23 protein-coding genes are annotated in these 26,919 nt (G+C 47.8%); 7 read left to right on the top strand and 16 right to left on the bottom strand.

Annotated features, from left to right (window positions below):
• Window positions 1–1,231: 1,231 nt before the first annotated feature.
• The 13 genes from dbpA to yiaK form a co-directional block, all read right to left on the bottom strand.
• Window positions 1,232–2,626, bottom strand: a complete 1,395-nt coding sequence (gene dbpA, locus AB3Y96_RS19285) for an ATP-dependent RNA helicase DbpA (protein WP_181875442.1) — start codon at window positions 2,624–2,626, stop codon at window positions 1,232–1,234.
• Between the two features lie 189 nt (window positions 2,627–2,815).
• Window positions 2,816–3,079, bottom strand: coding sequence for a YdgH/BhsA/McbA-like domain containing protein (locus AB3Y96_RS19290; protein WP_040046064.1), 264 nt, complete (start codon window positions 3,077–3,079; stop codon window positions 2,816–2,818).
• 158 nt (window positions 3,080–3,237) lie between these two features.
• Window positions 3,238–4,641, bottom strand: a complete 1,404-nt coding sequence (locus AB3Y96_RS19295) for a GH1 family beta-glucosidase (RefSeq protein ID WP_367299977.1) — start codon at window positions 4,639–4,641, stop codon at window positions 3,238–3,240.
• Between the two features lie 56 nt (window positions 4,642–4,697).
• Window positions 4,698–6,014, bottom strand: a complete 1,317-nt coding sequence (locus AB3Y96_RS19300; RefSeq protein ID WP_072308035.1) for a PTS sugar transporter subunit IIC — start codon at window positions 6,012–6,014, stop codon at window positions 4,698–4,700.
• Window positions 6,015–6,152: 138 nt separating this feature from the next.
• Window positions 6,153–6,713: a C40 family peptidase gene (locus AB3Y96_RS19305; RefSeq protein ID WP_367299978.1), complete on the bottom strand. Its 561-nt coding sequence runs from the start codon at window positions 6,711–6,713 to the stop codon at window positions 6,153–6,155.
• A 531-nt stretch (window positions 6,714–7,244) separates the two neighbouring features.
• Window positions 7,245–7,949, bottom strand: a complete 705-nt coding sequence (araD, locus tag AB3Y96_RS19310; protein WP_072308240.1) for an L-ribulose-5-phosphate 4-epimerase — start codon at window positions 7,947–7,949, stop codon at window positions 7,245–7,247.
• A complete protein-coding gene (locus tag AB3Y96_RS19315; RefSeq protein ID WP_367299979.1) occupies window positions 7,943–8,815 on the bottom strand; it encodes an L-ribulose-5-phosphate 3-epimerase in 873 nt (290 codons plus the stop codon). Before AB3Y96_RS19315 ends, araD begins: the two co-directional genes overlap by 7 nt.
• A complete protein-coding gene (ulaD, locus tag AB3Y96_RS19320) occupies window positions 8,812–9,471 on the bottom strand; it encodes a 3-keto-L-gulonate-6-phosphate decarboxylase UlaD (RefSeq protein WP_130984301.1) in 660 nt (219 codons plus the stop codon). The genes AB3Y96_RS19315 and ulaD overlap by 4 nt, the downstream gene beginning before the upstream one ends.
• Window positions 9,472–9,484: 13 nt before the next feature.
• Window positions 9,485–11,011, bottom strand: a complete 1,527-nt coding sequence (locus tag AB3Y96_RS19325; RefSeq protein WP_367299980.1) for an FGGY-family carbohydrate kinase — start codon at window positions 11,009–11,011, stop codon at window positions 9,485–9,487.
• A gap of 145 nt (window positions 11,012–11,156) precedes the next feature.
• The gene (locus AB3Y96_RS19330) at window positions 11,157–12,494 is read right to left on the bottom strand and encodes an MFS transporter (protein WP_367299981.1); all 1,338 of its coding nucleotides are present in this window, start codon (window positions 12,492–12,494) and stop codon (window positions 11,157–11,159) included.
• A gap of 126 nt (window positions 12,495–12,620) precedes the next feature.
• Complete coding sequence (locus tag AB3Y96_RS19335; protein ID WP_367299982.1) at window positions 12,621–13,580, bottom strand: DUF4862 family protein; 960 nt, start codon at window positions 13,578–13,580, stop codon at window positions 12,621–12,623.
• A gap of 37 nt (window positions 13,581–13,617) precedes the next feature.
• Window positions 13,618–14,085, bottom strand: a complete 468-nt coding sequence (locus AB3Y96_RS19340; protein WP_367299983.1) for a YhcH/YjgK/YiaL family protein — start codon at window positions 14,083–14,085, stop codon at window positions 13,618–13,620.
• Between the two features lie 12 nt (window positions 14,086–14,097).
• Window positions 14,098–15,096 (bottom strand): 3-dehydro-L-gulonate 2-dehydrogenase, encoded by a 999-nt coding sequence (gene yiaK, locus AB3Y96_RS19345; protein WP_040046074.1) that lies wholly within the window; start codon window positions 15,094–15,096, stop codon window positions 14,098–14,100.
• Between the two features lie 298 nt (window positions 15,097–15,394).
• Here yiaK and AB3Y96_RS19350 point away from each other — a divergent pair, with 298 nt between their 5' ends.
• Entirely contained in the window at window positions 15,395–16,216 is an 822-nt protein-coding gene (locus tag AB3Y96_RS19350) for an IclR family transcriptional regulator (protein ID WP_367299984.1), read from the top strand.
• 26 nt (window positions 16,217–16,242) lie between these two features.
• Here AB3Y96_RS19350 and AB3Y96_RS19355 read toward each other — a convergent pair whose 3' ends face one another.
• A complete protein-coding gene (locus AB3Y96_RS19355) occupies window positions 16,243–16,863 on the bottom strand; it encodes a DUF3156 family protein (protein WP_254663923.1) in 621 nt (206 codons plus the stop codon).
• Between the two features lie 246 nt (window positions 16,864–17,109).
• Window positions 17,110–18,687 carry a DNA cytosine methyltransferase gene (locus tag AB3Y96_RS19360; protein ID WP_367299985.1) on the bottom strand — a complete coding sequence of 526 codons (1,578 nt, stop codon included), beginning with the start codon at window positions 18,685–18,687 and terminating at the stop codon, window positions 17,110–17,112.
• A gap of 404 nt (window positions 18,688–19,091) precedes the next feature.
• Between AB3Y96_RS19360 and AB3Y96_RS19365 the strand changes: the two genes are divergently transcribed.
• Window positions 19,092–20,237, top strand: a complete 1,146-nt coding sequence (locus AB3Y96_RS19365; protein ID WP_367299986.1) for an MvaI/BcnI family restriction endonuclease — start codon at window positions 19,092–19,094, stop codon at window positions 20,235–20,237.
• 353 nt (window positions 20,238–20,590) lie between these two features.
• Window positions 20,591–20,881, top strand: coding sequence for a hypothetical protein (locus tag AB3Y96_RS19370; RefSeq protein ID WP_072308249.1), 291 nt, complete (start codon window positions 20,591–20,593; stop codon window positions 20,879–20,881).
• An 88-nt stretch (window positions 20,882–20,969) separates the two neighbouring features.
• Here the strand turns inward: AB3Y96_RS19370 and AB3Y96_RS19375 are convergent, their stop codons facing one another.
• Window positions 20,970–21,587, bottom strand: a complete 618-nt coding sequence (locus AB3Y96_RS19375; RefSeq protein WP_367299987.1) for a DUF3156 family protein — start codon at window positions 21,585–21,587, stop codon at window positions 20,970–20,972.
• A gap of 481 nt (window positions 21,588–22,068) precedes the next feature.
• Here AB3Y96_RS19375 and AB3Y96_RS19380 point away from each other — a divergent pair, with 481 nt between their 5' ends.
• From AB3Y96_RS19380 to AB3Y96_RS19395, 4 genes are all read left to right on the top strand, one after another.
• Window positions 22,069–22,980 carry a LysR family transcriptional regulator gene (locus AB3Y96_RS19380; RefSeq protein WP_367299988.1) on the top strand — a complete coding sequence of 304 codons (912 nt, stop codon included), beginning with the start codon at window positions 22,069–22,071 and terminating at the stop codon, window positions 22,978–22,980.
• Between the two features lie 157 nt (window positions 22,981–23,137).
• A complete protein-coding gene (locus tag AB3Y96_RS19385) occupies window positions 23,138–24,256 on the top strand; it encodes an adenosine deaminase (RefSeq protein ID WP_367299989.1) in 1,119 nt (372 codons plus the stop codon).
• Between the two features lie 13 nt (window positions 24,257–24,269).
• Window positions 24,270–25,526, top strand: coding sequence for a C4-dicarboxylate transporter DcuC (gene dcuC, locus AB3Y96_RS19390; protein WP_040046081.1), 1,257 nt, complete (start codon window positions 24,270–24,272; stop codon window positions 25,524–25,526).
• Window positions 25,527–26,073: 547 nt separating this feature from the next.
• Window positions 26,074–26,868: an MgtC/SapB family protein gene (locus AB3Y96_RS19395; protein ID WP_367299990.1), complete on the top strand. Its 795-nt coding sequence runs from the start codon at window positions 26,074–26,076 to the stop codon at window positions 26,866–26,868.
• The last annotated feature ends 51 nt before the right edge of the window (window positions 26,869–26,919 follow it).

Below are 26,919 nucleotides of genomic sequence, written 5' to 3' on the forward strand. Positions count from 1 at the left end.
TAGAATAATTATCCCCATGACTAAATCGACCTACAAATCATATAATTAAACGTAAGTTAAACATCCTTTCCTCGTTGTATTAGATGATATTTCACATACAGAAAACCCCAACGCAATACAGGTTGTTAATACATATATATGCATTAGAATTTTTTAAACATTGGATTGCACAAGTGCGTGCAGTTTATGCTTCCCATTAAAATGCAACTTGGCCAACGCCAGCAACACAATAATTGAGGGATGTATGTCTTAGCTGTTCAGTCGTTGAATTCCATTTCAGCGGGCTGCCATCCTAGCGATAAATACACAATCATATAGATAAAAGAGGTACAAAATGGCTATCAGCACCCGCTTCACAACCATTTAATAACCACCACGTTAGCGGTGGATTTGAATCATTATAATGATTTTTTTGTTATTTATATCTTATTATCTGAAAAAACACAAAAAACGATATTAAATTCTAATTAATTGTTTTTTATTCAAAACGAAAGAATATTATGTGAAAAAATAAGTAAGTCGGGGATTATTTATAGCGAATTTATTTTTTAAAAGAATTGTTTAATCTGCGTTTAGATTTTAATAATCTATTTTTATATATTAAGTCATAATTTGCTTAAATAACAGAAGTACAATAACTAAAATAAATTCATTTAGCTTTCATTTAAATAAATATAATTAAAAACACTGGAAGTGATATTTAAAATACACATTCATTTCCAGTAACAGACTAGAAACATTTATAGAGAGATTTAAAAGTGATATTTATTAAACATGTTTAATGATTTTCTTAATAGTTACGTCTTGTTTGAAATTCTTCAGACAAGATAAAACGCAACATTCCGCATAATAAAGCTAGGTTTATTATATGTATATAGGACAAAAGCCGCATTGATGTAGCCACTAACCTACAGGCGTAGGATCGCTGACATTATTTTCCGTAATGATAGTCATCAGCAGTGAGTTGAGAGAGTTCTCATTATCATCCTGATAGTTTTTATTTTACTTTTATGTAAAAAGAAATGTATTTATATTTTTATTACGGACATTTTTAAACTGTCGCAGTTATCAGCGCGCAATTTTTTTCGAGAGTGACAGAAAAATGGTTATCGGTTTAATTTAATAAAGACTGAAATTATCACCAGAGTGATATTGACTGAGTTAAAGAGATAAAAAGAGGATATTCGCCTCCCTCATCAGATAAGGGAGGCGAGAAAGGAGAATTGGCGGATTACTTGTAAATACGAACCTTGCAGTTTTTCCCTTTGATCTTGCCTTCCTGAAGCTGCTTATAGGCTTTCTTAGCTGATGCTTTGCGAATAGCTACGTAGGCATGAATCGGGAACATATCGATTTTACCCACGTCGGCGGCGGTAAGGCCTGCGTCACCGGTCAATGCACCCAGAATATCGCCAGGGCGGATCTTGGCCTTGCGGCCACCGTCGATGCACAGCGTCACCATTTCAGCTTCCAATGGCTGCATCGGTGATGCCATCATTTTATCCGCAGACAACCAAGTCGGTTTCAAGCCGATATAATCTTCCAGCGCATGAGCACGCACCATTTCTGATGGCGCCACAAAGCTCACGGCTAGGCCTTTCTGGCCTGCACGCGCGGTACGGCCAATACGGTGGACGTGAACTTCAGGATCGAAAGAAAGCTCGTAGTTCACGACCATTTCCAGCTCTTTGATATCTAACCCACGCGCGGCGACGTCGGTTGCTACCAACACACGGCAGCTGCGATTAGAGAAACGCACCAGAACCTGATCGCGTTCACGCTGTTCTAAATCACCGTGCAGAGCCAGTACGCTAATATTCTGCCCAGACAACGCCTCGTAGACGTCTTGGCAATCACGTTTGGTATTACAGAACACCACGCATGATGCCGGTTGCAGATTGCTCAGCAGCGCTTGGAGCAACGCTAATTTCTCACCGCGTGAGGTTTCATAAAACTGTTGTTCGATATCTGGCAGCGCAGAAACATCGCCGGTTTCAATATTCACAGGCTCACGTTGAATACGTGCGCTGATGCGTTCAATCCCCTGCGGATAGGTTGCAGAGAACAGCAGGGTTTGACGTGAAGTTGGGGTGTAGCTGATCACATCGTCGATGGCATCGGCAAAGCCCATATCCAACATGCGGTCGGCTTCATCCAACACCAGCACTTTCATCGCATCCAAACTAACGCTTTTCTTGCGCAAATGTTCCTGAATACGGCCCGGTGTACCCACCACAATATGTGGCGCATGTACCAATGAATCCAACTGATGGCTGATTGGCTGGCCGCCACACAGTGTCAAAATTTTGATGTTCTGGGTGAAACGCGCTAAGCGGCGCAGCTCTTTGCTGACCTGATCCGCCAGCTCACGCGTTGGACACAGCACCAGCGCCTGAGTCGTAAACTGGGTAACGTCAATCTGCTGTAGCAGACCGATACCAAAAGCGGCTGTTTTACCGCTGCCGGTTTTGGCCTGCGCCCGAACGTCACGCCCTTCTAAAATGGCAGGCAATGCAGCGGCCTGCACAGGGGTCATTGAGGCATAGCCAAGTTCAGCGAGGTTTTCTAGCTGCGCCGCTGGCAGCGTCAGGGAAGCAAAAGATTGGGTCACAACGGTTACTCTAATCAGACAAAAAATAAGGGGGAGCAAGTTTGCTGTTGAACGCGATTATAGACTCGTAGCGCCAGCGGACTTGTACTCATAGGCGCACATAATAACAGAGAAGCGGTGGGTCGAGCAGAAGTAAAAATAGACAACATGGTGAGAGAAGAAATGCGGGGACAATCCCCGCTCGAGAATATGTACTGCCTTGGGCTATTTATATACTTCCGCAATCGCGCTTATTTTGCCGTGCTCACGGCCAGCAATAATCACGTAGTATTTACCGCCTTTTTCGTCTGCCAGTTTAGACAAGACTTCTTTAGCATCCATGGGCGATGTGGTTTCTGCCGTGGTGCTTACGGTACCAATTTTCGTATATTTTGCGGCTTCTTCTTTAGTGATTTCCTCTGCTGCCAAAGCGCCAAAAGATACTGAACTCACCAGAATCGCTGCGGTAATAGCTTTAATTGCTTTCATAAATCACTCCTTGTTGTTTGTCATTGGATAGAACAACTACAGGATTAAAGGTAGTACAGATTCATGAACACCGCAGGAAATGCCGTTTTTTTTGGTAGAAATTAAGCAATGTCTCCCCTAAAACGGGGAGACAATCAGGTCAGCAGAGTCTTACTGCGCTAGAGCTCATCACCGTTTGAGCGGATCACCTTTTGATACCACTCAAAACTCAGCTTCTTCTTGCGCGCCAAGTTATTCTCACGGTCGATATACACAAAGCCGTACTGTTTTTGGTAGCCGTTGAGCCAAGACAGCAAATCAATAAATGACCAAGGATAGAAGCCACGAACATCGGCACCCTGCTCAATTGCGTGACCAACAGCGCGAATATGCTCGCTCAGATAGTCAATACGTGGCTGATCTAGAACCGCGCCGTCAACAATCGGATCCTTCGCGCCTAAACCGTTTTCAGTAATATAAATAGGCACTTCACCGTAGCGATGACGAATGCGACCGATCGCGTCGGTCAGGCCTTCTGGATAGATTTCCCAATCCCAATCGGTGTATACCCCGTTTGGATTTTTCACGATCTTGAATAAGCCTTTGAAGCCCATTCCGCCACCGCTGCCTTTCTGGCCCGAAGTATTGAGATCGAAGCCTTGCACGTCGTCGTTACGCGCCACCATTTCACGCTTGTAATAATTCAACCCGATAAAATCAACGATGTTTTCTTTCAGTAATTCGGCATCACCAGGGTGGAATTCAGGCACGCCAAATGCGGCCTGTGCCATCTCTAGCATGTCGCGCGGATATTCGCCTTTCAGCACTGGGTCATATAGCCAGTGGGTGTAAATCCCTTCGGCAATCTCCCAAGCGCGGAGATCTTCAGGTTCTTGGCTGATCGGATCGTTAGGTTGTAGCACGTTAACAAACCCAATTTGGCCTTTGATCCCCATTTCACGAAAACTTTTCACCGCACGTGCGTTGGACAAGAAAACATGATGGCAGGCCTGAATGCCCAGCTTAGGATCTTTCAGCTTCGGTGGATGCTGGCCGGTGAAATACCCCATACCAATGAATACGATGGTTTCATTAAACGTTGACCACAGGTCAACGCGATCGCCAAAGCGTTGATAGCAAAGACGGGCATATTCATCAAAGGCATCAACGATTTCGCGCCCTGCCCAACCGCCAAATTTATCCTGCAAAGCCTGAGGAAGATCCCAGTGATACAGCGTGATCATCGGGCGAATATTGTGGCGCAAAAGCTCATCGATCAAATCGCTGTAGAATTTGATCCCAGCTTCGTTCACTTCACCCGTACCGTTCGGCAACACGCGCGGCCACGAAATAGAAAAGCGATATGAGGTCATCCCCAATTCGGCCATCAGCGCCACATCTTCTTTAAAACGATGGTAGTGGTCGGCCGCAACGTCGCCGTTTGTCCCTTCGTGCGTGGTGCTAGGCAAATGAGAGAATACGTCCCAAACAGATAACCCTTTACCGTCAGCGTCATGCGCACCTTCTACCTGATACGCCGCCGTTGCTGCTCCCCAGAGAAAATCTTTTGGAAATTGGCTCATATTTTTATTACTCCGTTAACGCTATAAATAAAAAGACTAAATAGTGATTACCGTGGTTACCACACGATGGCTTCCTCATCTTCCTGTGCCTGATTAGCCTGTTCCTGCGCCAAGAGTTGCTTCTCATAGACCTTAAAGAACGGGTAATAAATCAGGGCAGATAATGCCATCAGCAACAGCACTAAGACGGTGACGCGGAAATCCCAGCCCATGGCCCACGCGGCACCAATCGGCGCCGGCGATGTCCATGGAACCAATGAAATCATGTGTGGAAGTAGATTAGTGGTCACTGCGGTGTAGGCCACAACCGCATTGATCATCGGCGACAAAATGAAGGGAATAAAGAAGGTTGGGTTCATAACGATCGGCGTACCAAATATCACCGGCTCATTAATATTAAACATGCTCGGAACCAGACTCAGTTTCCCCATAGCACGTAGATGCACGGATTTACTGCGCAGGAACAACAGCACTAAACCGAAGGTTGCGCCTGAACCACCAATTACGATCAAAAAGTTCCAGAACGCCTCCGTCATAATGTGCGTCAGCGGCAGCCCTGCGGCGAGATCGGTTTGATTTAACCCTAAATTCGTCAGCCAAAATGCCTGCAACATGCCAGAAACAATGGCCGAGCCGTGGATCCCAGCAAACCATAATAGATGGCAAATCAACACGGCAAGTAAGATCGCCGGTAGTGAATCAGCGGCAGAAATCAGTGGCTGGAACAGCGCCATAATTGCCTGAGGGAGAAGCTGGTCAAACAGTGCCTGCACGCCCATGCTGATCGGATACAGCGTAATAATGACGGCAAGAATCGGGATCAGCAGGTCGAATGATTGTTTGATGTTTGCCGGAACCTGCGGAGGGAGCCTTATTCCAATATTGTGATGTTTGAGAAAACGCGTGAGCTCCGTAACATAAATCGCCACGATAACCGCGGTGAAAATCCCCACGCCGCCCAGCGCAACGGTGGGCATATTTCCGTTAGCCTGCGGTGCTGACACCAGCAAAAAGCCCATCAGTGCCAGCATTGCCGTCATGAAAGGATCAAGCTGATAGCGTCTTGCGAGGTTGTAGGCAATTGCTGCAGTGATGTAAATCGACATGATCCCCATCGTCATGTTGAACGGCGTCAGGATCTGGCTTTCATACTTGCCAGACAGCGCCAGCCAACTGCGTGCAAAACCCCAGCTACTCTCAGCGGAAAACGGGGGATAGACAAATACCAGTAAAAACGAACCGACAATCATGAACGGCATAGCGGCAATAAAGCCATCACGAATCGCCATAATATGTCGCTGAGAGGAAATTTTTCCCGCCACCGGGCTAATTCGATTTTCGATAAAGCTAAACAGCGATTGACTGATATTCATCATGCTCTACCCCTGAATAAGACGCGTAAGGAACAGAGTATAAGACGCCATTTTTATTAACCGCAACCGGTTTCAGTAACCGGTTTCATTTTTATCCTAGAATGTGAAGGAGATCGAAGAAGGGAAGCGTATCTACGCTTAAATCACGCGTACAGAAGTTTCGTAACTGCTTTCCCAATAGCGATCGCTGAGGCGAGAAGTCGTTACCCCCATACTCTTTGATGCATGGATGAACTGACCGTTCCCCACATACACCCCGACATGTCGTGTCTCCGGCGAGGTTTTAAAGAAAACCAAATCACCGATTTTGAGATGCTGCTTTGCAATGTGGCTACCGAAATGAATTTGCTCGGAGGTTGTTCTCGGCAGATTAACCGAGAGCTCACCGAGCACCCGGCGCGTAAATGCTGAGCAATCAATGCCATATTTAGAATCACCGCCCCAGAGATATCTCACCCCCTGCCAGCGCCGATAATCCTGCAAAATGACCTGCTTAATATTGGCCTGCTGTGGATCGTTGAAGCTTTTGCTATTTAGCGCTTCCCGATAGGAAATCCGGTAAGAAGATTGTTTAACATGCAGGTTTTGGTTCATCTTGTCAGATTTAAAATACGTAGGTAAATCAAACGCCGATGAGGACTGAGTCACGAATGCGACAGAGCAAAATACTGCGGCTGAGATAAGTTTTCGGAATAACATTTTGAGATCATCGTAGAGGGAAAAAGGCGTCCTTAAGAGACATAGCGACTTGCCTCAACACCAAAGGGCTTTGCGCTTAATCACATCCATTGCAGGGCGCAAACTACACAGCTATCCACTCAGCCTCCACTGAATTCACATTGAAGTTATGCTTATGAGTTAATCATATGTTTTATGAATTAATGTTTTGCTCGGTGAACCATGGCGTTAAAACAAGAATGGAATGTTAATAAGAAAATTTGTCAGGAATAAAAATTAAAAAACCGCCGAAGAATGGTAACGCCGTTCACTTAAGCTCGATTTTAGGGGGAGCACACCGATGGGGTCGTAGCGGCGAAAGCCGCCAACAACTTTGCTTGGAGCAAAGTTGAACAACGCTTTAGCGTTGGCCCGTAGGGTGGAACACAAGGATGTGTTCCATAACGGCCCCGCGGTGTGCTAGACCCGTGTATCTCTTAAATGAGCGGCGTTACCGCATGGCGGTCTATGCCCAAAATAATTCAGGTGGTTTGAAAGTATGACGGGGCTAAATCAGCTATTTTCCTGCCCATAATAGGCCGTTGCGCCGTGCTTTCGCAGATAGTGTTTATCCAGCAAAGCGCGCTGCATAGCGTCAATCTCAGGCATCAGTTGGCGGGAGAAAATGCCCATGTAAGCGCACTCTTCCAGAACCACGGCATTATGCACGGCATCTGCGGCGTCGCGGCCCCACGCAAAGGGACCATGTGAATGCACTAATACGGCGGGAACCTGCATTGGGTCAATATCGCGCTGGGCGAAGGTTTCAATAATCACTTCACCGGTTTGATGCTCATAGTCGCCTTCAATTTCATCTTTATTCATTAGGCGCGTGCACGGAATGGTGCCATAAAAATAGTCTGCGTGCGTGGTGCCCCAAGCGGGTAGATCAAGACCGGCCTGTGACCAAATGGTGGCATGGCGCGAATGGGTATGAACGATGCCGCCAATGTGCGGGAAAGCCCGATACAGCGCCAAATGAGTGGCGGTATCCGACGACGGTTTTTTATTTCCCTCCACCACATGGCCGCTGGCTAAATCCACCACCACCATATCTGCCGCCTGCATTCCGTCATATTCAACGCCCGAAGGCTTAATCACTACCCGCCCAGATTCACGATCGATCGCACTCACATTGCCCCAGGTAAATGTAACCAAGTGATGCTTGGGCAGAGCCAGATTGGCGTCTAAGACCTGCTGTTTTAATTGCTCTAACATACCAAACCTCCTTCCATCATCTTCGCCTCGATCCACTGCCGCGCTTTAATAATTTCCAGCACCGGCTCCGCTGATTTTTCCGTCCACATTTCGATCAAGAATGAGCCGCGATAGTTCAGCCGCTTTAGCGTTTGGAACACGCCGACGAAATCGACGCAGCCATCGCCGAATGGCACATCGCGAAACTGCCCTTGGCTGGTTGCCGTTACCGGATAGGTGTCTTTCAAATGAATCGCCGCAATGCTATCGATACCCAGTTCCAGCTCGGCGGACACATCATTGCCCCACGCGCTCAGATTTCCCACATCGGGATAAACGCTAAACCACGGCGACGAAAGCAGCCGATCCCACTTTTTCCACTTGGTAATTGAGTTCATGAATTCGGTATCCATGATCTCAACGGCCAGCATCACCTGCGCACCTGCGGCCTGCTCCACCGCCCACGCCAGACCCTCGGTAAAACGCCGCTGAGTGCCCTCATCTTGCTCTTCGTAATACACGTCGTAGCCCGCAAGCTGAATCGTTCTGATGCCTAAGTCGCGCGCCAGATGAATCGCTTTCGTCATAATGCTGCGCGCCTGCTGGCGGACATTTTCGTCATGGCTGCCAAAAGGAAAACGTCGATGCGCCGATAGGCACATAGAAGGAATAGAGACCCCACTTTCCAGCATCGCCCCCACCAGCGAGGTTCGCTGAGCAACGCTCCAGTCTAAACGGCTAAGTCTTTCGTCTGTTTCATCCACCGACATTTCAACGAAGTCGAATCCACAGCTTTTCGCCAGCGCTAAGCGCTCTGGCCAGCTTAAGGTTTTTGGCAGGGCTTTTTCATAAATGCCAAGTGGATGACGTCGTTTGATGATGTTCATCGTGACGCCCCCCAAATTTCATCGATCTGCTGATGAAACGCCTGTGCGACCTCTTGCGGATGTTCAGCTTCCGACAATGCACGGCCAGCGATAAACGCTCTGACGGAGATATCTTTAAACAGCGCGAGATCCTGTGGCGTGATCCCACCAGTGATCGACAGCTCCAACCCCAGATCGGAAAGCTGTTTCATACGATCAAGATCCTGCTGGCTCCAAGATTGCCCGCTAGCCTGAGCATCGCGCCCCCGATGATAAATCGCCTGACGCACTCCGGCGGCTCGCCATGCTTTCGCATCGTCGAGCGTCCAATTGCCAAATAGCTCAATTTGAATTTCACCGCCGCGAGACTGAGCCACCTGATGCGCTTTTATCACCGTCGCCAACGGCGCCGCACAAATCACCGTCATCCAGTTTGCTCCGGCGTCGAAGGCCTCGGTTGCCAAGGTTTCTCCGGCATCTGCCACCTTAAGGTCGGCAACAATAATGCTATCAGGGCACATCTGACGCAGTGCCCGCACGGCCTGCAATCCTTCACTGATACATAGGATCGTACCGGCTTCGATAATATCCACGTGGTTTCTTAGCGCACTCACGCTTTGCAAAGCCTGATTCAGGCTCGTGTGATCCAGCGCGAGCTGAAGCAAAGGTCGGTTCATAATGGATAGCTCCTCAAGACTTGGCTAACGATGAGCAGCGCACGTGATAGCCATGCAATGCTTCAATCAAATATTGGTAACGGGTAAATTTATGCTGATAGGCGCACCACACCGCGCTATCGGGTTCAATGCGTTGAATCGCATGGCTAAGCTGGCTTTGCGCCTGTTTCACGTTGGAGTACACACCGCTGCCCACCAGCGCCACCAAGGCCGCGCCCAAACAGCCCGTTTCTTCAACCTGTGGCAACTCAACGGGTAAACCGCTGACATCGGCCAGCATTTGCATCCAGACTTTCGAGCGCGCCGGCCCGCCGGTAACACGCAGTTTGCGTACCTGAGTAAAACGTTCACGCATGCGATTGAGATGGGTCATGTGGCTAAACACCACGCCTTCGTAAACCGCCTGTAAAAGATGCTCGCGCCGATGTAGCGATTGCAGACCATAAAAACCGGCGGTCATATCCAAACCGGCATTGCTGCCATACAAAAACGGCAAAAACATCACGTCGCTGCCGGCCTTCGGCAATGCGCCTACCGACTGATTAATTTCATCAAAACTGATGCCGCCGCACTGTTGGGTCAGCCATTCCAAATTGGCGGAAGAGGTCGGGCTGGCCTCATGCACGATGTAATTATTCTCATCGTCACCCGGCGTATTGGCATAACGCCCATAGACATAGGGATAGGGTTCGTTCGAAGAGATGCACTTGGCAACGCCGCTGGTCACCGCCCAAGTTCCCATCACTGCGTTAAGCGTGAATTCATCCTGAAGGCCAGCACAGATCGCGGTCGACACCACATCAAACAGCCCTCCCACCACGGGCGTGCCAGCGCGCAGCCCCGTGGCCTCAGCCACCTCGCGTGTTACTTTTCCGCATATTTCAGTAGAGCCCACAATCGGTGGCAGAACAGAAGAAACCTCAGGTATTCCAAGCCACTGCGTTAACTGGGGGTCATATTCGCCCTGCATCATGTTGTAGAGATTGGATTCAGAAATATTCGTCTCTTCGCAACCGCGTTCACCTGTCAGGCAGAAACGCAGATAGTCATGCGCCATCATCACTGAGCCAATTTTCTGATAACGTTCTGGCTGATGCTGTTTAACCCAGCGCAGTAAAGAAACCGGATGGCCAGTCCACAGGGTTTGCCGTGTAAGCGGATAGAGCATTTCAGGCAGCCCATCACGCTGCCACTGCGACACCACGTCAGTGGCTCGCCGATCCGATGACAGCATGGCATTGCCCAGCGGCCTGTTTTCTTTATCTAAGAGAAACAGTCCCTTGCCCTGAGCCGATATTCCGATAGCCTGCACCCGCTGACCATTAACACCGCTTTGGCGCAGCAGCATGGCGATAGTTTCTATACAGGCTTTCCATAGCAGAGACATGTCGCGTTCGGCCCAGCCCGGATGCTCGCTGATTACCGGCAACGCTTGGCGGCTAATACACAATTCCGCGCCCTGCCTATCGTATAGCCCTGCCTTGAGATAGGTGCCGCCACAGTCGATACCCAGCCAATATTCCGTGGATGTCGCACTCATAGTCATTCCTGTTATTTGCATTGATTGCCCCACCAGTCCCCCTCCCAACCTCCCCCTTGTCAGCGGGAGGAGCCGATCGAGATCCTCACAAACTACGCTGAACGGTTCCCTCCCCTGCGAAGGGGAGGGTTAGGGTGGGGGCTATTTACGCCGCCGTGCGTTTGCCTTCTGGCAGTTGCGCACCAGACTGCGTTGGTACATCACATTTCGCAGGCAGCAACAGCGCCAGCAGCGCAGCTATCGCCAGCGACAGGGCAAGGCAATAAACACCGGCATCTTTGTTGTAATAAGTAATCAGCAACCCAACCGCATACGGCCCGCAAAATCCGCCAAGGTTACCGAGCGCGTTAATCACCCCACGCGCCCCTCCCGCCATTTCTGCGCTAAATAACTTGGCTGGAATGGTCCAAAATACGCCCGCAGCCGACTGTAGAAATACGCCGCAGCCCACCAGCATCGCGTACGACCACCACACATGGTTTTTCAACGTCACAGACAGGAACATGCACGCAGCGAAACCCAGCAGCGGTAAGAACACGAACAGCTTGCGTTTACCGGTGCGGTCAGAGAGTGAAGAGAAGAGGAACATGCCTGCCATCGCACCGACATAAGGGAGAATGGCCAACATGCCCACCTGCCCCATTGAGGTATGGGTCAGCTCTTTGAGGATGGTCGGCAGCCACAGGGTGTAGCCGTAAATACCGGTTTGATAAAAGAAGTTCAGCGCGATCAGCTGCCACATGGTTTTATCGGACAGCACCGCACTCAGAGAGGCGTTTTTCACCTCTTTTCCAGCAATCGCGCGCTGCTCTTCGGCTAAGGTGGCGATCAGCCAGCTTTTCTCTTTTTCCGAAATCCAGCGTGCCTCTTGTGGTCGGTCACACACCGCCATAACCCACAGAACCAGCACCGCTACCGACATCAAACCTTCAATGATAAATAGCCAGCGCCAGTCAAGCGCGGTGATAATCCAGCCCGAAAGCGGTGCCGTGATAATGCCGGCAATCGGCACAAACATAATCACAATCGCATTGGCGCGTCCGCGTTCAGCGTCTGGGAACCAGTTGCTGATCATCGTGAGCACAACGGGCAACATTCCCCCTTCCGCGACCCCAAGAGCAAAGCGCAGAAACAGGAGTTGGTAATGATTCGTCACCAAGCCGGTTAAAATAGAAATAACCACCCACGCGACCAGTGACCAACCAATGAATTTCTTCCCGCTGCCGTGCACGGCAATTTTTCCACCGGGGACTTGCAGAAATAAATAACCAATAAAAAAGATACCGCCGGCTAATCCCGCCATGGACGCCGTAATACCGAGATCGGCATCCATCCCTCCGGGCATCGCGAAGGCGATATTCACCCTATCCATGTAGGAAATAATGCAGGCAATTAAGATCGGAGGAATTATTCTTAGCCATCGCTGGCGTGGAATATCATTCGGTATATTATTTTTATGTAGAGTTTCAGAGTTAGAGTTCATAACTTCACGCCTTAATCATTATTGATACGGCCCGTACATTAGGATGCACAGATTTCCCCATTGATATGGGTTTATTTGGTGAAGACTTAATGCATTTAATCCATTAAATAATTTAAAGTATTACTGCTAATTTCGTGTCGCGATATTTAAAGCATTAATTCCATCGCGCAATATATCAATACGATGTGCAACGCTAGCTTTAGGATCAATTTCTAATAATTTAATTCCAGCAAAACTTAATGATTCCAATGGCGCTAGCTTAAACATTTCAGACGCCAGCTCTACGGTCATTAAACTTTCAGCACAGTTAACCCGCGCGCTTGCGAACGGTGCAAAAGGCGCGTGTAAATCTTGCCAATCACCGTACGCGCCACCCGTCGCTGTACCAGAAAACATCAATGCCTTAAGCACCCCAGCCTGCTGGCTTTGTTGCAGATGCTGTAAGGGCAATGTCGTGTTGCGTCCTTCAATCGCTGAACGAGCCCAGTTAATGGCTATGCCAACCTCTTTTTCCAGCGCCTGAATCACCGCAATTTCCTGCTCTAAAGGCAAAAAGCCTTTGCGTGAATCAGGTTTATTCATTGCATCGCAGTGTTCAATCACCAGCTCGCACGGCCAGTCCCAGCGCGCAATCTGCTGCATTGACTCAGCAAAGCATTCTGCCGCCAGCGCAACATCATCAGAGCCCGCCAATGGCGCAGACTGAATCTCCAAGGCGAGGATTTTCTTCATGCCAAAGCGATCGTTGGCGCGGTTAATTATATTCAAAATATGGCGATAGTATTCAACGCAGGCCAAGCGCTGCGCTTTGTCTGCCGAAGCCAAGCCAAAGCCTCCGTGCCCTGCACGACGGCGCATCGTTTCCATAACGGCGGTGACTACAATCTGCCAGTCCGCAGGGATCTGTTGAAATAAATAGTCATCGCCGTAAGGATGAAGATTTTCCAGACAAGGCTGTTCAATCCCGCGTATTCCTTCAACGTCCGCAAGGCCACGCCAGAACGCCGTCTCTTGATCGCGATCGCGTTGATGAAATGAAGGTGCGCAGGGGTACGCTCCGACAATAAAGCCGTGATTATAATTCATTGAAAATTATCCCTTGGTGGTGGAAATAATTAATGCTTTAAATAAGCTCGCTCAGCGCGACTTTTACGACAACTTTACGAATTGGCGTCGCTTTATTTTTTATACATCCGGGACGATGAACGTCTTGTGGGAAGAAAATGGCATAGCTTCCCTCGGTCATCGTTAATTCTGATTCATCATTTACGTCGTGATAAAAAATAATATCTCGCTCAGCTAATAATGATTCAGAGATTTTATTATTTCCGCGCTCCGCCGCGACACAGATAATCTCTTCACCCTTGGCTAAAAATTGAATATCAATATAGCGGCGATGAACTTCTGGGCGATTATCTTTTTTAGGCCGCGTTGTCATATCAATAATCTGCGCATAAATATTACGCCCATCAATTTCGACTTCTCCAACCTTTTGCTGGCTAAAATCCGTGGTACGTAAAAAGTTGAGTGCTCTTTGGATTGCCGTTGGCAACTCACAGGGATTTTCATTGCTAATATGGCCGAATATCATGATATTGCGTCCTTAGAGTGCCTGAATTTTTGCCCATACGCTGTCATCAATGGTGATGCCATTGCGGCGATTTTCGGCCAGCAACTGGGTAAACTCATGGCCCGGCAAACGAATAGCCACCTCAGGATTAGCGCGCTCCGCCCCTTTCACGTAATCCATAATGCGCTGTAGCTTGGCATCGCGAGTCGCACCTTCAATTAAGCGGTCGACCTCAATGGCGATAAAAATTTGTGAAATGCCATATTCGTCAGAGTTGTCCTCTGTAACTTCAGCCACCGATGCACCATCAGACAACAGCGTCGCAATCATATCCAACACGATAGATAACCCAGATCCCTTCCAGTATCCCATCGGTAAAATGCGGCGATTTTTCTCTATCACGCCCGGCTCACGGGTGAGATTGCCCTCGTCATCGAAGCCACCGTCAACGGGCAGTTCACGCCCTGCTAAACGGTTCACTTCCAACATGCCGTAAGAGAACATCGACATTGACATATCCACCATGGTGATCGGATTTCCCGGGATCGCCACGATCAACGGATTCGTGCCAATACGACATTCTTTCGCTCCCCACGGCGGCATAACGGCAATCGAATTCGTCCAGCAAATGCCAATATAACCTTTCTCAGCGGCCTGCCATCCGTAGCTTCCGCCGCGCATCCAGTGGTTGGCATTGCGCACCGCAATTAAGCCAATGCCGTGGTCTGAGGCCAAAGACATCGCACGATCCATCATTTTTTTCGCGGTGAGATTGCCGATAGAACGCTGTGCATCCCATTGCTCAATCGCCCCCAATGCCAGAACACGCTTTGCCTGCGCGTCAGGGATGATATCCCCCGCCTCAAGCTGTTGAATAAAGCGAGGAAAACGGTTCACCCCGTGAGAATAGACGCCAGATTCCGTGGTTTGGGCAAACATCGTTGCGCACTCGCTGGCGGTTTCAGCCTGAACGCCACGCGCCAATAGCACCCGTTCAAACTCCTGTTTTAACTGGTCAAAACTCACTCGCATAGCGCTCTCCTCGTGATTCAAACAATCTATTTGTTGGTTTTTAAATCTTTAAATTTCACTATGTGAAATCAGATTCCAAAAAATAATACCGCTCAAATTTTAACAAGTCAAAGCACTGTCGTTTTTTAAAAACCATATAAATCAATTAGTTGTTTTTTATCATTCAAGAACGTGACGTAAAACACACTTCGGGTAGGGGGAAAATTGGAAGGGAAATAATGCAAAGGAATAACAAAAAATGGCGATAAATTGAGTTAACATCACTGCAGTGTGATTTGACTGGAAAGATTAAAGGCGAATGAAAACAAAAGAGAAAGCAACCGAGATCGAGCCAAGCAAAGAAAAACCGGCTGGAAGCCAAAGCCTTTTTCGCGGGCTGCAGCTGATAGAGATCCTGAGCAACTATCCCAACGGATGTCCGTTGGCGCACCTTTCTGAGCTAGCGCAATTAAATAAAAGCACCGTGCACCGCCTATTACAGGGTTTGCAATCCTGCGGCTATGTCACTCCGGCACCGGCGGCAGGCAGCTATCGTTTAACCACTAAGTTTATTGCCGTTGGGCAAAAAGCATTATCTTCGTTGAACATCATCCATGTGGCAGCCCCTCACTTAGAAGCGCTGAATATTGCCACCGGAGAAACCATTAACTTCTCCAGCCGCGAAGACGATCACGCCATCTTGATTTATAAATTAGAACCAACGACCGGCATGCTGCGAACGCGAGCCTACATCGGCCAGCACATGCCTCTGTACTGTTCGGCGATGGGGAAAATCTACATGGCCTATGGTCATCACGACTATGTAGAGTCTTATTGGAAGAGCCACCAAGATGAGATCCAGCCGCTTACGCGCAATACCATCATTCAGCTAGATCAGATGTACCAAGAGTTAGAGCAGATCCGCCAGCAGGGAATGGCAATGGACCGAGAGGAAAATGAGCTGGGCGTATCCTGTATTGCGGTGCCGGTCTTTGATATTCATCACCGCGTGAGTTATTCGGTCTCCATCTCCCTTTCAACCGCCAAACTGGGCATGATTGGTGAGCAGAATCTGTTAAAACCACTCAAAGAGACCGCAGCGGCGATATCGCGCGAGCTGGGTCTCAATACCTACGAATAAACCGCTATTTTGCCTACCGTTGCCGCCTAGGCGGTAACGCCTTCACTGGCCACCCGCGTCATTAATTCATCAAACATCTGCATAACGTTCAATAACTGCTGGCGCTGATCGTGATGCAGCTTTTGATAACGGCGCTCTACCGGCACCTGACTGATTACCTCTGACGCCGCGTAGTGCTCAATTTCGAGCCACCACTGGCCTTGTTCCACACGCAGATTAAGATGGCGAAAATGCAAATCATCCAGAGCAGCAAAAATATGCGGATAACAATTCAACACCGCTAACAAACGTTGGCTATCGTCGTTTTTATCTTTGCAGCGGAACCGCACGCCGCCGCGCCCTAAAATATTGCCATTACGCGCCCTTAACCTGACGGGCTGCTGCAATCCGGTCGTTCCCTGAAGATGGAAATGGCTACACACCACAAATGAGCGAAATAACGCCGTCGCCTTTTCACGTACTTCGATCGTTAATCCCTGTGGCAAAGTGACCGTTAAACTACACGGCGATGTGCGCTCGCAGGCATAAGGACGAAAATCACGCGCCACCAGATTTAACATCTGCCCAGGTCGATACCCCACAGGTTCACGCGACGTCATCAACCAATGCCACGCCCGACTTAGTAAAGGAACTGCGCTGTTCACCACTCACTCTCCATCGACAAGATTCATATTGTTGCGTTAGCCAAGCGCGGCCAACAGGCGGCGTAATATACACAATCCGCAGACTGATGCAAAAGCACTCATAGGGATGAGGTTTAGAGAGTTGGGGGAGAGGTATTTTGATGTGAGATTACTATTTATTTACATGTTTGCAACTTAATTATAAATCAGTACAACGCGGTTATTTAAATACTAGATGAAAAGAGGGCTGAAACATCAGCCCTATAAAATCTACAATTTCTTTATTAGGTTACATATAACTTCACCTAATGCACGTCCAAGTAAAGGAGGGACGGCGTTACCAACCTGAGTATATTGTGGTACTTCAAACTTTCGCATTTGCCCGCCGGTTGTTACCTTTGATCTGAAAACAAAAGAGTCAGGGAAAGATTGGATTCTTGCCATCTCCCTCACTGTTAGTGTTCTGAGCTCATCATGATGATAGTGGCAAGCATCGTCTGGAATAGAAAGCGCTGCTGGGGCTGGCTGAGAAGCTACAAGTGCTTTTTGCGTTTGTTTTCTCGTTGAATGCTCATTCAGATACTTTATTAGCTCGAATTTATCTGAGAATTTTTTATATTCCCCAACCCCAACTAAATAATCATAAGCTATCAGTTCTTCATAAGCAGAATCACTTAGCTCATTGCTTTTACCTGAAATAACCTTCTTAGCTTCCTTCCTACTATCATTAGTAACGGAAGATAATATTTGATATATGCGAAACCGCCGTTGAACGAGCTCACCATTTTTTCTTAGCTCATGATTCAAAATTGTTTTTGGTTCTATATCCATACCAAAAATTCTATTTATATTATTAACATAGCTAGATGTACTGGTCTCTGGTTCAGCCCTTAGATCATCAATTGCATCTTTGACTGTGTAAAAATTAGACTTCTTTTTCAAAAGTGGTGATAAAAACGAGCTTTCAAAAAAGCTGATATCTTTTTTATTTACAACATCTAAGAAAGAAAGAGACCCATACTCAGGGTTTTCTCCTGCTGAAATTCGATCAAAAAATACCTTTGAGCGTTCCAAAATTGAAACTTCAACAGCTGTAGAACTGCGAATTATAGGCTCATAAAGATCCGCACGGATCCCAATAAGAATGAATCGAGGTCGATTCTGAGCAACACCTGCAAACCGTGCATTAATATGGAGGCAAACAGGAATATACCCCACTTCAGAAAATGCCTTAGCGACTTCAAACCAAGCATAAAAGCTAGCGCCATTATGATTGAATGCCCTTAAAATTCCTGTAACGTTTTCTAAAAGAGCAAACTTAGGCTTTATCATACCGACAAATTTAGCGAACTCCCATGGTAGAATATTCCTGTCATTAGATAGCTGTCGCAAACCAGCCATACTAAAACTTTGACATGGTGGCCCTCCAGAAACGAGGTCTACCTCACCTTCAGGCATGAACCCTGTTTTTAGCTGGCTTAATATGTTCTCATTTTTTTCAAGCCATTTATTAAGTTCAACAATGCTGCCGACAACAAGATTGCCTTTTAAATCTGAGCCTTGCGAGATATCGCAAAAACCTTTTCCCAGCTCTGGATAAGTCCGAGGGTCTTCTCTTAATCGAGAAGGCATGGAGGCATAATCATATGAGCTACTCAACCATACGGCTTTATTTTTTGTCTTATCGTCGTTCACTGTATTTTTGGCTAAATTTTGTCCGAAAAAGTTATAGGCAAAAGTCTCTGCCGCCATAGGCGACAATTCATTTGCCATAACTAATTCAAAACCAACGGAGTCTAGACCCAGAGATAGGCCACCGCAGCCAGCAAACAACTCAATATGATTCACTTAAGATACCCTTGATGAAATGCACTGCGGGGGATTCTAGAAGAGTTCAAGCCAAATGTCCAGGAGAAAAGTGCTGTATGTATAAACATATTAAAATTTTGCGGCGAGGATTCCATTTTTGTCGAAGCTCACATATTAGGCATACCAAGTTGATAGTGATAGTTTGCTATGACACCATTAAATATTCTAATGCGTTTATTTTTCATATAAATTCATCAGATGCTATTTTTGTATAATTTAATAAAACCCCACTCATTAGACATCACTGTCCACTGGGATCTTAAAATTCACAAAGATATGCAATTAGGGCTCTCACCTGAAATGGTGATGTTTACGACTTTATATGGAGCGATATAAAGCCTAGAGAGCAGTATATATTTCAAGCAAAAGCATACTAAAAATATATGACAGACTTAGTCGAAATCAATAAAAGGTCCCTTACTAAACGAGGTTTAGACTTTGCTATTCTCGTGCCCACGCGAACAGGTCTAACAAAATCCATTCTTGATGCTACGCAAACTATTCGAAACCTCTTCGAATCCAAAAATTTCCACGCTTATGCACTCCAAAAACAGGGACTCGCAAATCGTATTATAGAACAGGCATTTTTCATAACTTCACAGAATATAGATCAAACCACCGTAAGCCTTTATAGGCCCGAAACTAAAAAAGGTGATCCTCGCTTGTGGTTTAGAAGATTGAAGGATTTTGCAGCGCCTGAGCAACAAATTGCACTCACCGTTGTCGATAATAAACTCTGGTTACTAAACTTATCACATGATTCTTTCGAAACGACCCATCGAATTCGTGACTTCCTAGACAGGGCGCAGGACTGTGAAGAGAAAGTTGCAAAAGAGCTTTTAGCTAAACTTAAAGCCATAGCAGCACAAGGCCCTATCAAAGCAATTAAGAGGGGAGATACCGCCATCGGCATGACCATCGAGCATGCATTAGGGATCCCAGCTAACTCAAGTAAAGAGCCAGACTACAAAGGCATTGAGCTTAAATCAGCAAGAGGGGCTGGCGCGACCCGATCAACTCTTTTTGCTCAAGTAGCTGATTGGGCACAAAGCCCGAAAAAAAGTAGTGAAGAAATCTTAAATGCACACGGCTATGTAAGAGACGATAATTTTAAGCTTTACTGCACAATATCAGCACTAAAAAGTAACTCTCAAGGACTTAAATTTGAGATTAGAGATGAGGAACTTCTTGTGGAAGTTAGCGACTCTAATGGCGACGTTGCGGTCTGGCCAATTAACACTCTCAAGAACCGATTACTAGAAAAACATAGAGAAACCTTCTGGATTAAAGCCAATGCAATTCGAAAAGGTGAGGATGAATACTACGAGTTAATATCTGTTATTCACACAAAATCTCCTTTAGTGAACCAACTTATCCCACTACTCAAAGCTGGTGCGATCACAATGGATCATTTAATCAAAAGATCAGGTTGTACAGGGAGAGTCTCTGAAAAAGGGCCTCTGTTTAAAATCAAACCGCAAGACCTACCACTTCTGTTCCCAGAACCCAAAGAATATAGATTGAGCTAACATTCAACTAATAGCCCTCTAAATTAACTTGGGGGCTATTTTGCGTGGTTGATTCCAATTCCCACAGCAACTCCACTGTAAATGCATCCACCCTATTCCCATTTTTTTTGTTCGTTATATAGTCATTTCGCCGCGACACAATCGCGACCGGAATTGGCGTTCCGAACCTATCATAAAACCCAACAGCTTTTGGTTGGCAAAGTCTGCTCATACCTGAATAATGGTGGTCCAGACGGGGGCTTCTCACGAAGCACCGAGTTTTATGGTAATCGGTACGCCAACCCCGTCTGGGCTACCCCCAGCATGCTTGGCGTCTGCTGGGGAGCAATGCTAACTACCATAAGGCTAAAACGATGACCAACTACACCTCCACCCCAGCCAGCTCTATCACCATCTTCCGTGAACTTGTCTCCGAACTTGATAGCCAGCAGTTAAGTGATATTCAACACATTGATTTATCCGCAGTCGCAGAGGAAACCATCGAAGGGTTATGTCACGGGTTGATGTTTATCAGCGAGGCTTTTGCCAGCGATAACACATTTCCAAATGAAAGCCTTAAGCAGGTCGGTGCATTTCTTAGCGCCGCAGCGCATCTGATCCCTGCATTGACCGTGCTTGGTGAATATCCACCAAGCGCGTACTGAGTCCTGAGTCGCTATAAACAACAACCCCAACATCAAACTCATTCAATGTTGGGGTCGTAGATAAGACTTAGATTTAGATAAAGGGGAGTTAAGCCGCCACACCTTGCACCGTCACGCGATCCATCAGTTTTTGGAACATCTGCATCACGTCCAACATCAGATGACGCTGCGCGTAAGGTAAACGTTGATAGCCGCTGCATATCGGACGCGGGCCCACCAATTCGGTTGCGGCAAACAGCTCAATTTCAAGCTGCCACTGCCCTGCTTCAGAACGCAGATTCAAGCGGCGGAAATTAAGGCAATCCAACGCATCGGTAATTTCAGGATAGCAGTCCAGCACGGCCATCAAACGGCGGCTATCGTCATTGCTGGTTTTGGCACTAAAGCGGGTATCCCCACGGCCAAGAATATCGGTATTTTTGCCATGAATGTGGATCGGTTGCTGCAAGCCCGTCTCACCGCGCAGATGGAAATGACAGGTCACGCTATAGCTTCTGAAGCTGGTCACAACACGTTCTTCCACTTCCACTTCCAACCCTTGCGGACACACAACGTGGAGCACGCGATCGGACAGGCGTTTGCATTCAAATGGCTGTAGGTTTTTTTCAACCAGATGCAACACTCTTCCTGGCTGATAACCGATAGGTTCACGCTGGCCGCTCAACCAACGCCATAAATTATTCACGACTTGAACTTCACTGTTCATATCATTATCTCCCGTGCTCACAAAAATGAATCAAAACCAAACTTTGGCTGCTGTTGTTACGTTTTTATCCTGCTGTTAGGCCATTCGCTACAGCGCTATTAAGTTTGGATAAATCGTCATTGGCGTACTCTACCTCTCTCGAACTTCTCTCTTCTTTACTCTGATTTTAGAGTGAGTGAGCCCACATAAATTTCGCATATAAATGCAATTGATTTATGTTTGAGTGAATAACTGAGTGAGTAATTACGACCCTGTTATTCATAAATGCCAGCTTGCCGCGACAAATACAACAGAGATAATCATCTTTAATAGTGAGGTTATTGTCAGAAGTAATAGTAATAATTTCAGTGACTAATATAGTTAGGCAGAAATAAAGCTATTTTATTCATTTTTATATCGGCTATTTTTGCTGATAAAATCACGCTATCGGTACACGGCTAAAACGAAATAAATCGCTACGCGAACAATAGGATACTTACCCATGGATACCGGCTGGTTAGAAGACTTTTTAGCATTGGCTGAATTGCGTAATTTTTCGCGAGCAGCTCAGTTACGCAACATCACTCAGCCCGCTTTTGGTCGCCATATACGCGCATTGGAAGAAAGTATCGGTCAGAAATTAGTCGACAGAAGTTCATCACCGGTGACGCTCACGCCTGCCGGATATCAGTTTCGTTTAATTGCTCACAGCATGGTGAATCAGCTTAAAGAAGGTATCCAGAAGATAAATGGCTTACCGTCCGAGATGATTAATCCCGTTCGTTTTAGCGCCCCGCATTCTCTTTCATCTCCTTTTTTGCTCGATTTAATTGACCGCATCGACCCCGCAACGCCATTTTCCGTTGATATCCTGCGTGTAGATTTTGCCGTTGAATCGTTAATTGAAGGCGCCAGCGATTTTCTTTTAGCCTTTGATACCCACGCTTTACTTCAGCCCCCTTTCACTAATTTGCTGCTGGGGAAAGGTAATCTTCTGCTGGTCAGCGCAGCCGATAAGCAAGGCCAGCCATTATTTACCCCCGACGAAAACCACCAGCAGCCGGTGCCCTATTTACGTTATTCGCCAGACTCTTACAGCGCGAGAATGGTGGAGCGGCTCATGCCGCAGCAGCCTTTTGCCTGTCAGCCGGTGTTTGAATCTTCGCTGTGTGATTTGCATCGGCAAATGGCCTTACGCGCTAAGGGATTGGCTTGGTTACCGGATTGTCAGATTGAAAACGAACTGGCAGAGGGGAAGCTGGTTGCCGTCAACCGCAGCCGCTGGCACATTCCCTATCAAATTCGCCTGTATCGCAACCAAGCGCAGCTTCACCAGCGCGCGGAAACATTCTGGCATTGCCTATCTCAGCAGATAGCGCAGGGCATCTCTTATTGGCCACCGGCGCAAAACTAAACGCCTCGCACTAAACCATTCACCATTCACCATTCACCATTCACCATTCACCATTAACATAGTGCCTAAACGTACCCGCCAATGCCGGAATAGCATTTCACCCCTCAGGCCGCTTTATTTATGATGGCGTTTTCTTTGTTATCAATGAGCGCCGTTAATGATGCAGGATACGCAAACGATTACGTTGCCAGAGTTTTTCGCCACATTCCCTAAAGCGGATCTCCATTACCATCTGCTTGGCGGAGTTCGTCTCACCACCATGCTAGCACTGGCGCAGAAATACGGAGTGCCTCTCACCGAATCCGAAGCCAAAAGCTACTATCGCCGCTATCAACATGAGACCAGCGTGGTGAAAGGCGGGATTGCGGCGCTTAACTTTTTGTATCCGCTGATGCGCAGCGCCGAAGATTACTACCGCGTGACCTATGAAGTGGCGCAAGACGCCGCAGCAACCGGTATTCGTCATCTGGAACTGTTTTGGAATCCCTCTGACACCGAACTCACCTATGCCGAAGTCACAGAGGCCATGAGCAGCGCAATGGCGAAAGCGGCTGAAGAATGGGATATTCGTGCGCTCTTTATTCCCTCGATCAACCGCGAAAAATCCCCCGAAGAAGCCGTGGCGATGGTGGATGCCGTGCTGAATTATCCGCACCCTTTAGTGCCCGGGATTGGCATTGACTACAAAGAGAATGACGCCCCTATCGAGCATTTTTGGAAAGCCTATCGCAAAGCAAAACTCGGTGGATTACGCCTCACGGGGCACTGTTCAGAGTTTGGTTTGCACTGGCGTAACGTAGAGACGGGCTTAGATTTGATTCACCTAGAGCGCATCGATCACGGCTATACCGTATTGGATAACCCTGAGCTTACCGCACGCTGCGCCCGCGAAGGCACTCCTTTTACCGTGGTGCCCAGCAATACCTATTATCTCAAAAAATGGCCGGATGCAGGCCAGTGGCGTAAACACCATCCCATCCGCCAAATGGCGCAAGCGGGCATGAATATCATCCCAGCCACCGACGACTGGCACATGCACAACACCAACGGCGCCGAATGCTATCGCGTTATGGTGGAAGAATTCGGCTTCGATCTTGATGGCGTACGCCAACTGATGCTCAACGGTATCAATGCCTGCTGGCAGCCAGAGGAAATCAAACGACAATGGCGACAGGCGTGGGTCGCTGAGTTTGACCGTCTACGCAGCAAACTGGCGCACGAACCGCAGATCGATCCGGCTCAGCATATTTCCTATCATCGTTCCCCAACGGCATAGCATCGAGAACCCCATGTTGACCTTAACTCTTGGCGTAATAATTCTGCTGTTAACCATCATCCTGCTGATCAAAAAGCAGGACACCCGCACCGTTCTGCTGTTTTCCGGCATGCTGATGTGCCTGATCTCATTAGAGCCGATGGCCGCGATGAACAGCTTTGCGGAAAAGATGGTGTCTGAAGGGCTGATCCAAGCCATTCTGTCAGCCATTGGATTTGCGACCGTGATGAAATTTACCGGCTGCGATCGCCATTTAGTCCGCCTATTAAGCGCCCCGCTTAAACACGTTGGGCTGTTTCTCATTCCTGGCACTATTTTGCTCACCACCTTCGTGCAGTTAGCTCTGCCAAGCGCGGCAGGTGCTGCGGCAGCCGCGGGGATAACCATGATCCCTTTACAGCTAGCGGCGGGGATCCATCCGGTCATGGCGGCGGCATCGGTATTAGCCGGAACCTTCGGCGCGAGCTTACTTAATCCAGGTAGCCCACACATGGCGCTGGTGGCGAAAATCGTGGGTGGCGACGTTATGACGATCATCGGCGACCGCGTGATGACCGTCGTTTGGCTAGGTCTTATCATCATGATTGGCATGACAATAACCGCCGTGCTGCGCAAAGAACACAAGGGCTATCATTCACGCCTTGACGCTGAAGATCCACAAGAAGGCCCTATCAACATTTTAGCCGCGCTGATGCCGCTGGTGCCTATTGCGCTACTGATGCTGGGTGCATTTGGCGGCGTAAGCTGGTTAAAAATGGGGGTTCCCCAAGCCGTTATGTGGGGCGTTCTTGCCACTCTCGCCGTTACCCGAACCCATCCTGGCAAGGTGGTTCCCGCCTTCTTTGATGGAATGGGTAAAGCCTACAGCGACGTATTCGGCATTATCATCTGCGCCGGTGTGTTTGTGGCGGGGTTAACTTCGGTCGGGCTTATCGACGCGGCGAAAAGCGCGCTGATTGATTTTCCTGAAGCCGCCCGCTTTGGCGGTACCGTGGGACCATTCTTGATGGCCATCGTGATTGGTTCTGGCGACGCAACCGCCTATGCGTTCAATGAAGCCATCACGCCGCATGCCGCTGAATTTGGTATGAACCCCACGAATCTTGGAACTGCTGCCGCATTTGCCAGTTACTTAGGTCGTACGGCCTCCCCGCTTTCGGCTGCGGCCATTGTGGTTGCGGGTATGGCCGGTGTTTCTCCTATCGACCTGATTAAGCGCACCGCTCCCGTTATGCTGATTGGTTTAATTCTGCTGATTGTGCTTATTTAACAGGCGTAGAAATACCCCGACAGAAAATATGTTTTGATTTATAAAAGAGTCCGATAAATATCGGACTCTTTTACTCTTTATTCTATTAGCTGTTTTTATTCGTTATTTACACGGGTCGTTTAGATAACGTTCAAACTCACTCCGCTATAATAACCGGCGTTATAAATTGAATATCTACGTTATCTACACCAACCTAAGGAAATAGCATGGACAACGACAGACCGAGATCGCGTGTTTTTCTCAGCTGATCGCATGATGTGATAATGTCCCCCTTCACATCCTGCATAGACAAAGGATGTGGTGCTATTCTCCGTTATACCCTTCGGCCTTCAAGATACAGGGGTATAGAACGCCACCGCAGTTTCATTGTTAAGGCTTACGCCAATTTGCGTAAACAGCCTCACTGAATTAACACGCCTCATCTCAAAATCACGTGGTTATTAATCAGATTTAATTCTGATGAGTGGCTGCTATTTATTTTTCTGCTTATTCGCAACGGAAATAACGTCCTTCATCATTTATTGCGCCAGATATTGCGACAAAATTAATGATGACGAAAGTTCCGTGGCATAGCCACGGGCAAAATATGCCTATTTTCGTTACTAAAAAGCAGAGCCCAATTCCTGAGGCTTATTACATGAACTTCACTCTGCATTACGAAACATTTTCTATTTTACTGGTCGCATTTTTACTCGGCGCCATCATTGGATACGAGCGTCAATATCGCCAGCGTACGGCTGGATTGCGCACCAACACGCTGGTTGCCACCAGCGCCGCTATTTTTGTTCATTTGGCGATGAGTATCGATACGCCTAGCGGTGCTGTACGGGTGATCTCTTATGTCGTTTCCGGCGTCGGTTTTCTCGGCGCGGGAACCATCATGAAGGAAGGATTAAACATCCGCGGGCTTAATACCGCGGCAACGCTGTGGGGCTCCGCCGCCGTAGGTGCCTGCGCGGGTGCGGGAATGATTGCCGATGCCTGTATGGCGACGTTTTTTGTCGTTGCCTCCAATACCTTACTGCGTCCAATGGTCAACATTATCAACCGCCAACCGCTTATCGACGAACGTGGTGATGCCACTTACGAGATTTGCGTCATCACGTTAGAAAACGATCAGCGCGAGGCGCTGACGCTGGTGAAACAAACGTTGAAAGCGGAAAACTGCTTTATGTCACACCTCGACGTTGAGCCTTTCGGTGACGATGACGTGGAGATTACCGTATCGCTGATCCCAGCATCGGTTTCCGCCGACGATTTGGATAATCTGGTCAATGTGCTGCTCGATGAAAGCCTCGTCAAACAGGCCTACTACAGCCGAATCGGTGGTAGCTCGAGCTAGAGTGGGAATGATGAGGGCATCACTGCAACTCGACGCTAAGTGGTATAGGAT

The organism is Hafnia alvei (assembly GCF_964063325.1).
Classification (GTDB): domain Bacteria; phylum Pseudomonadota; class Gammaproteobacteria; order Enterobacterales; family Enterobacteriaceae; genus Hafnia; species Hafnia alvei_B.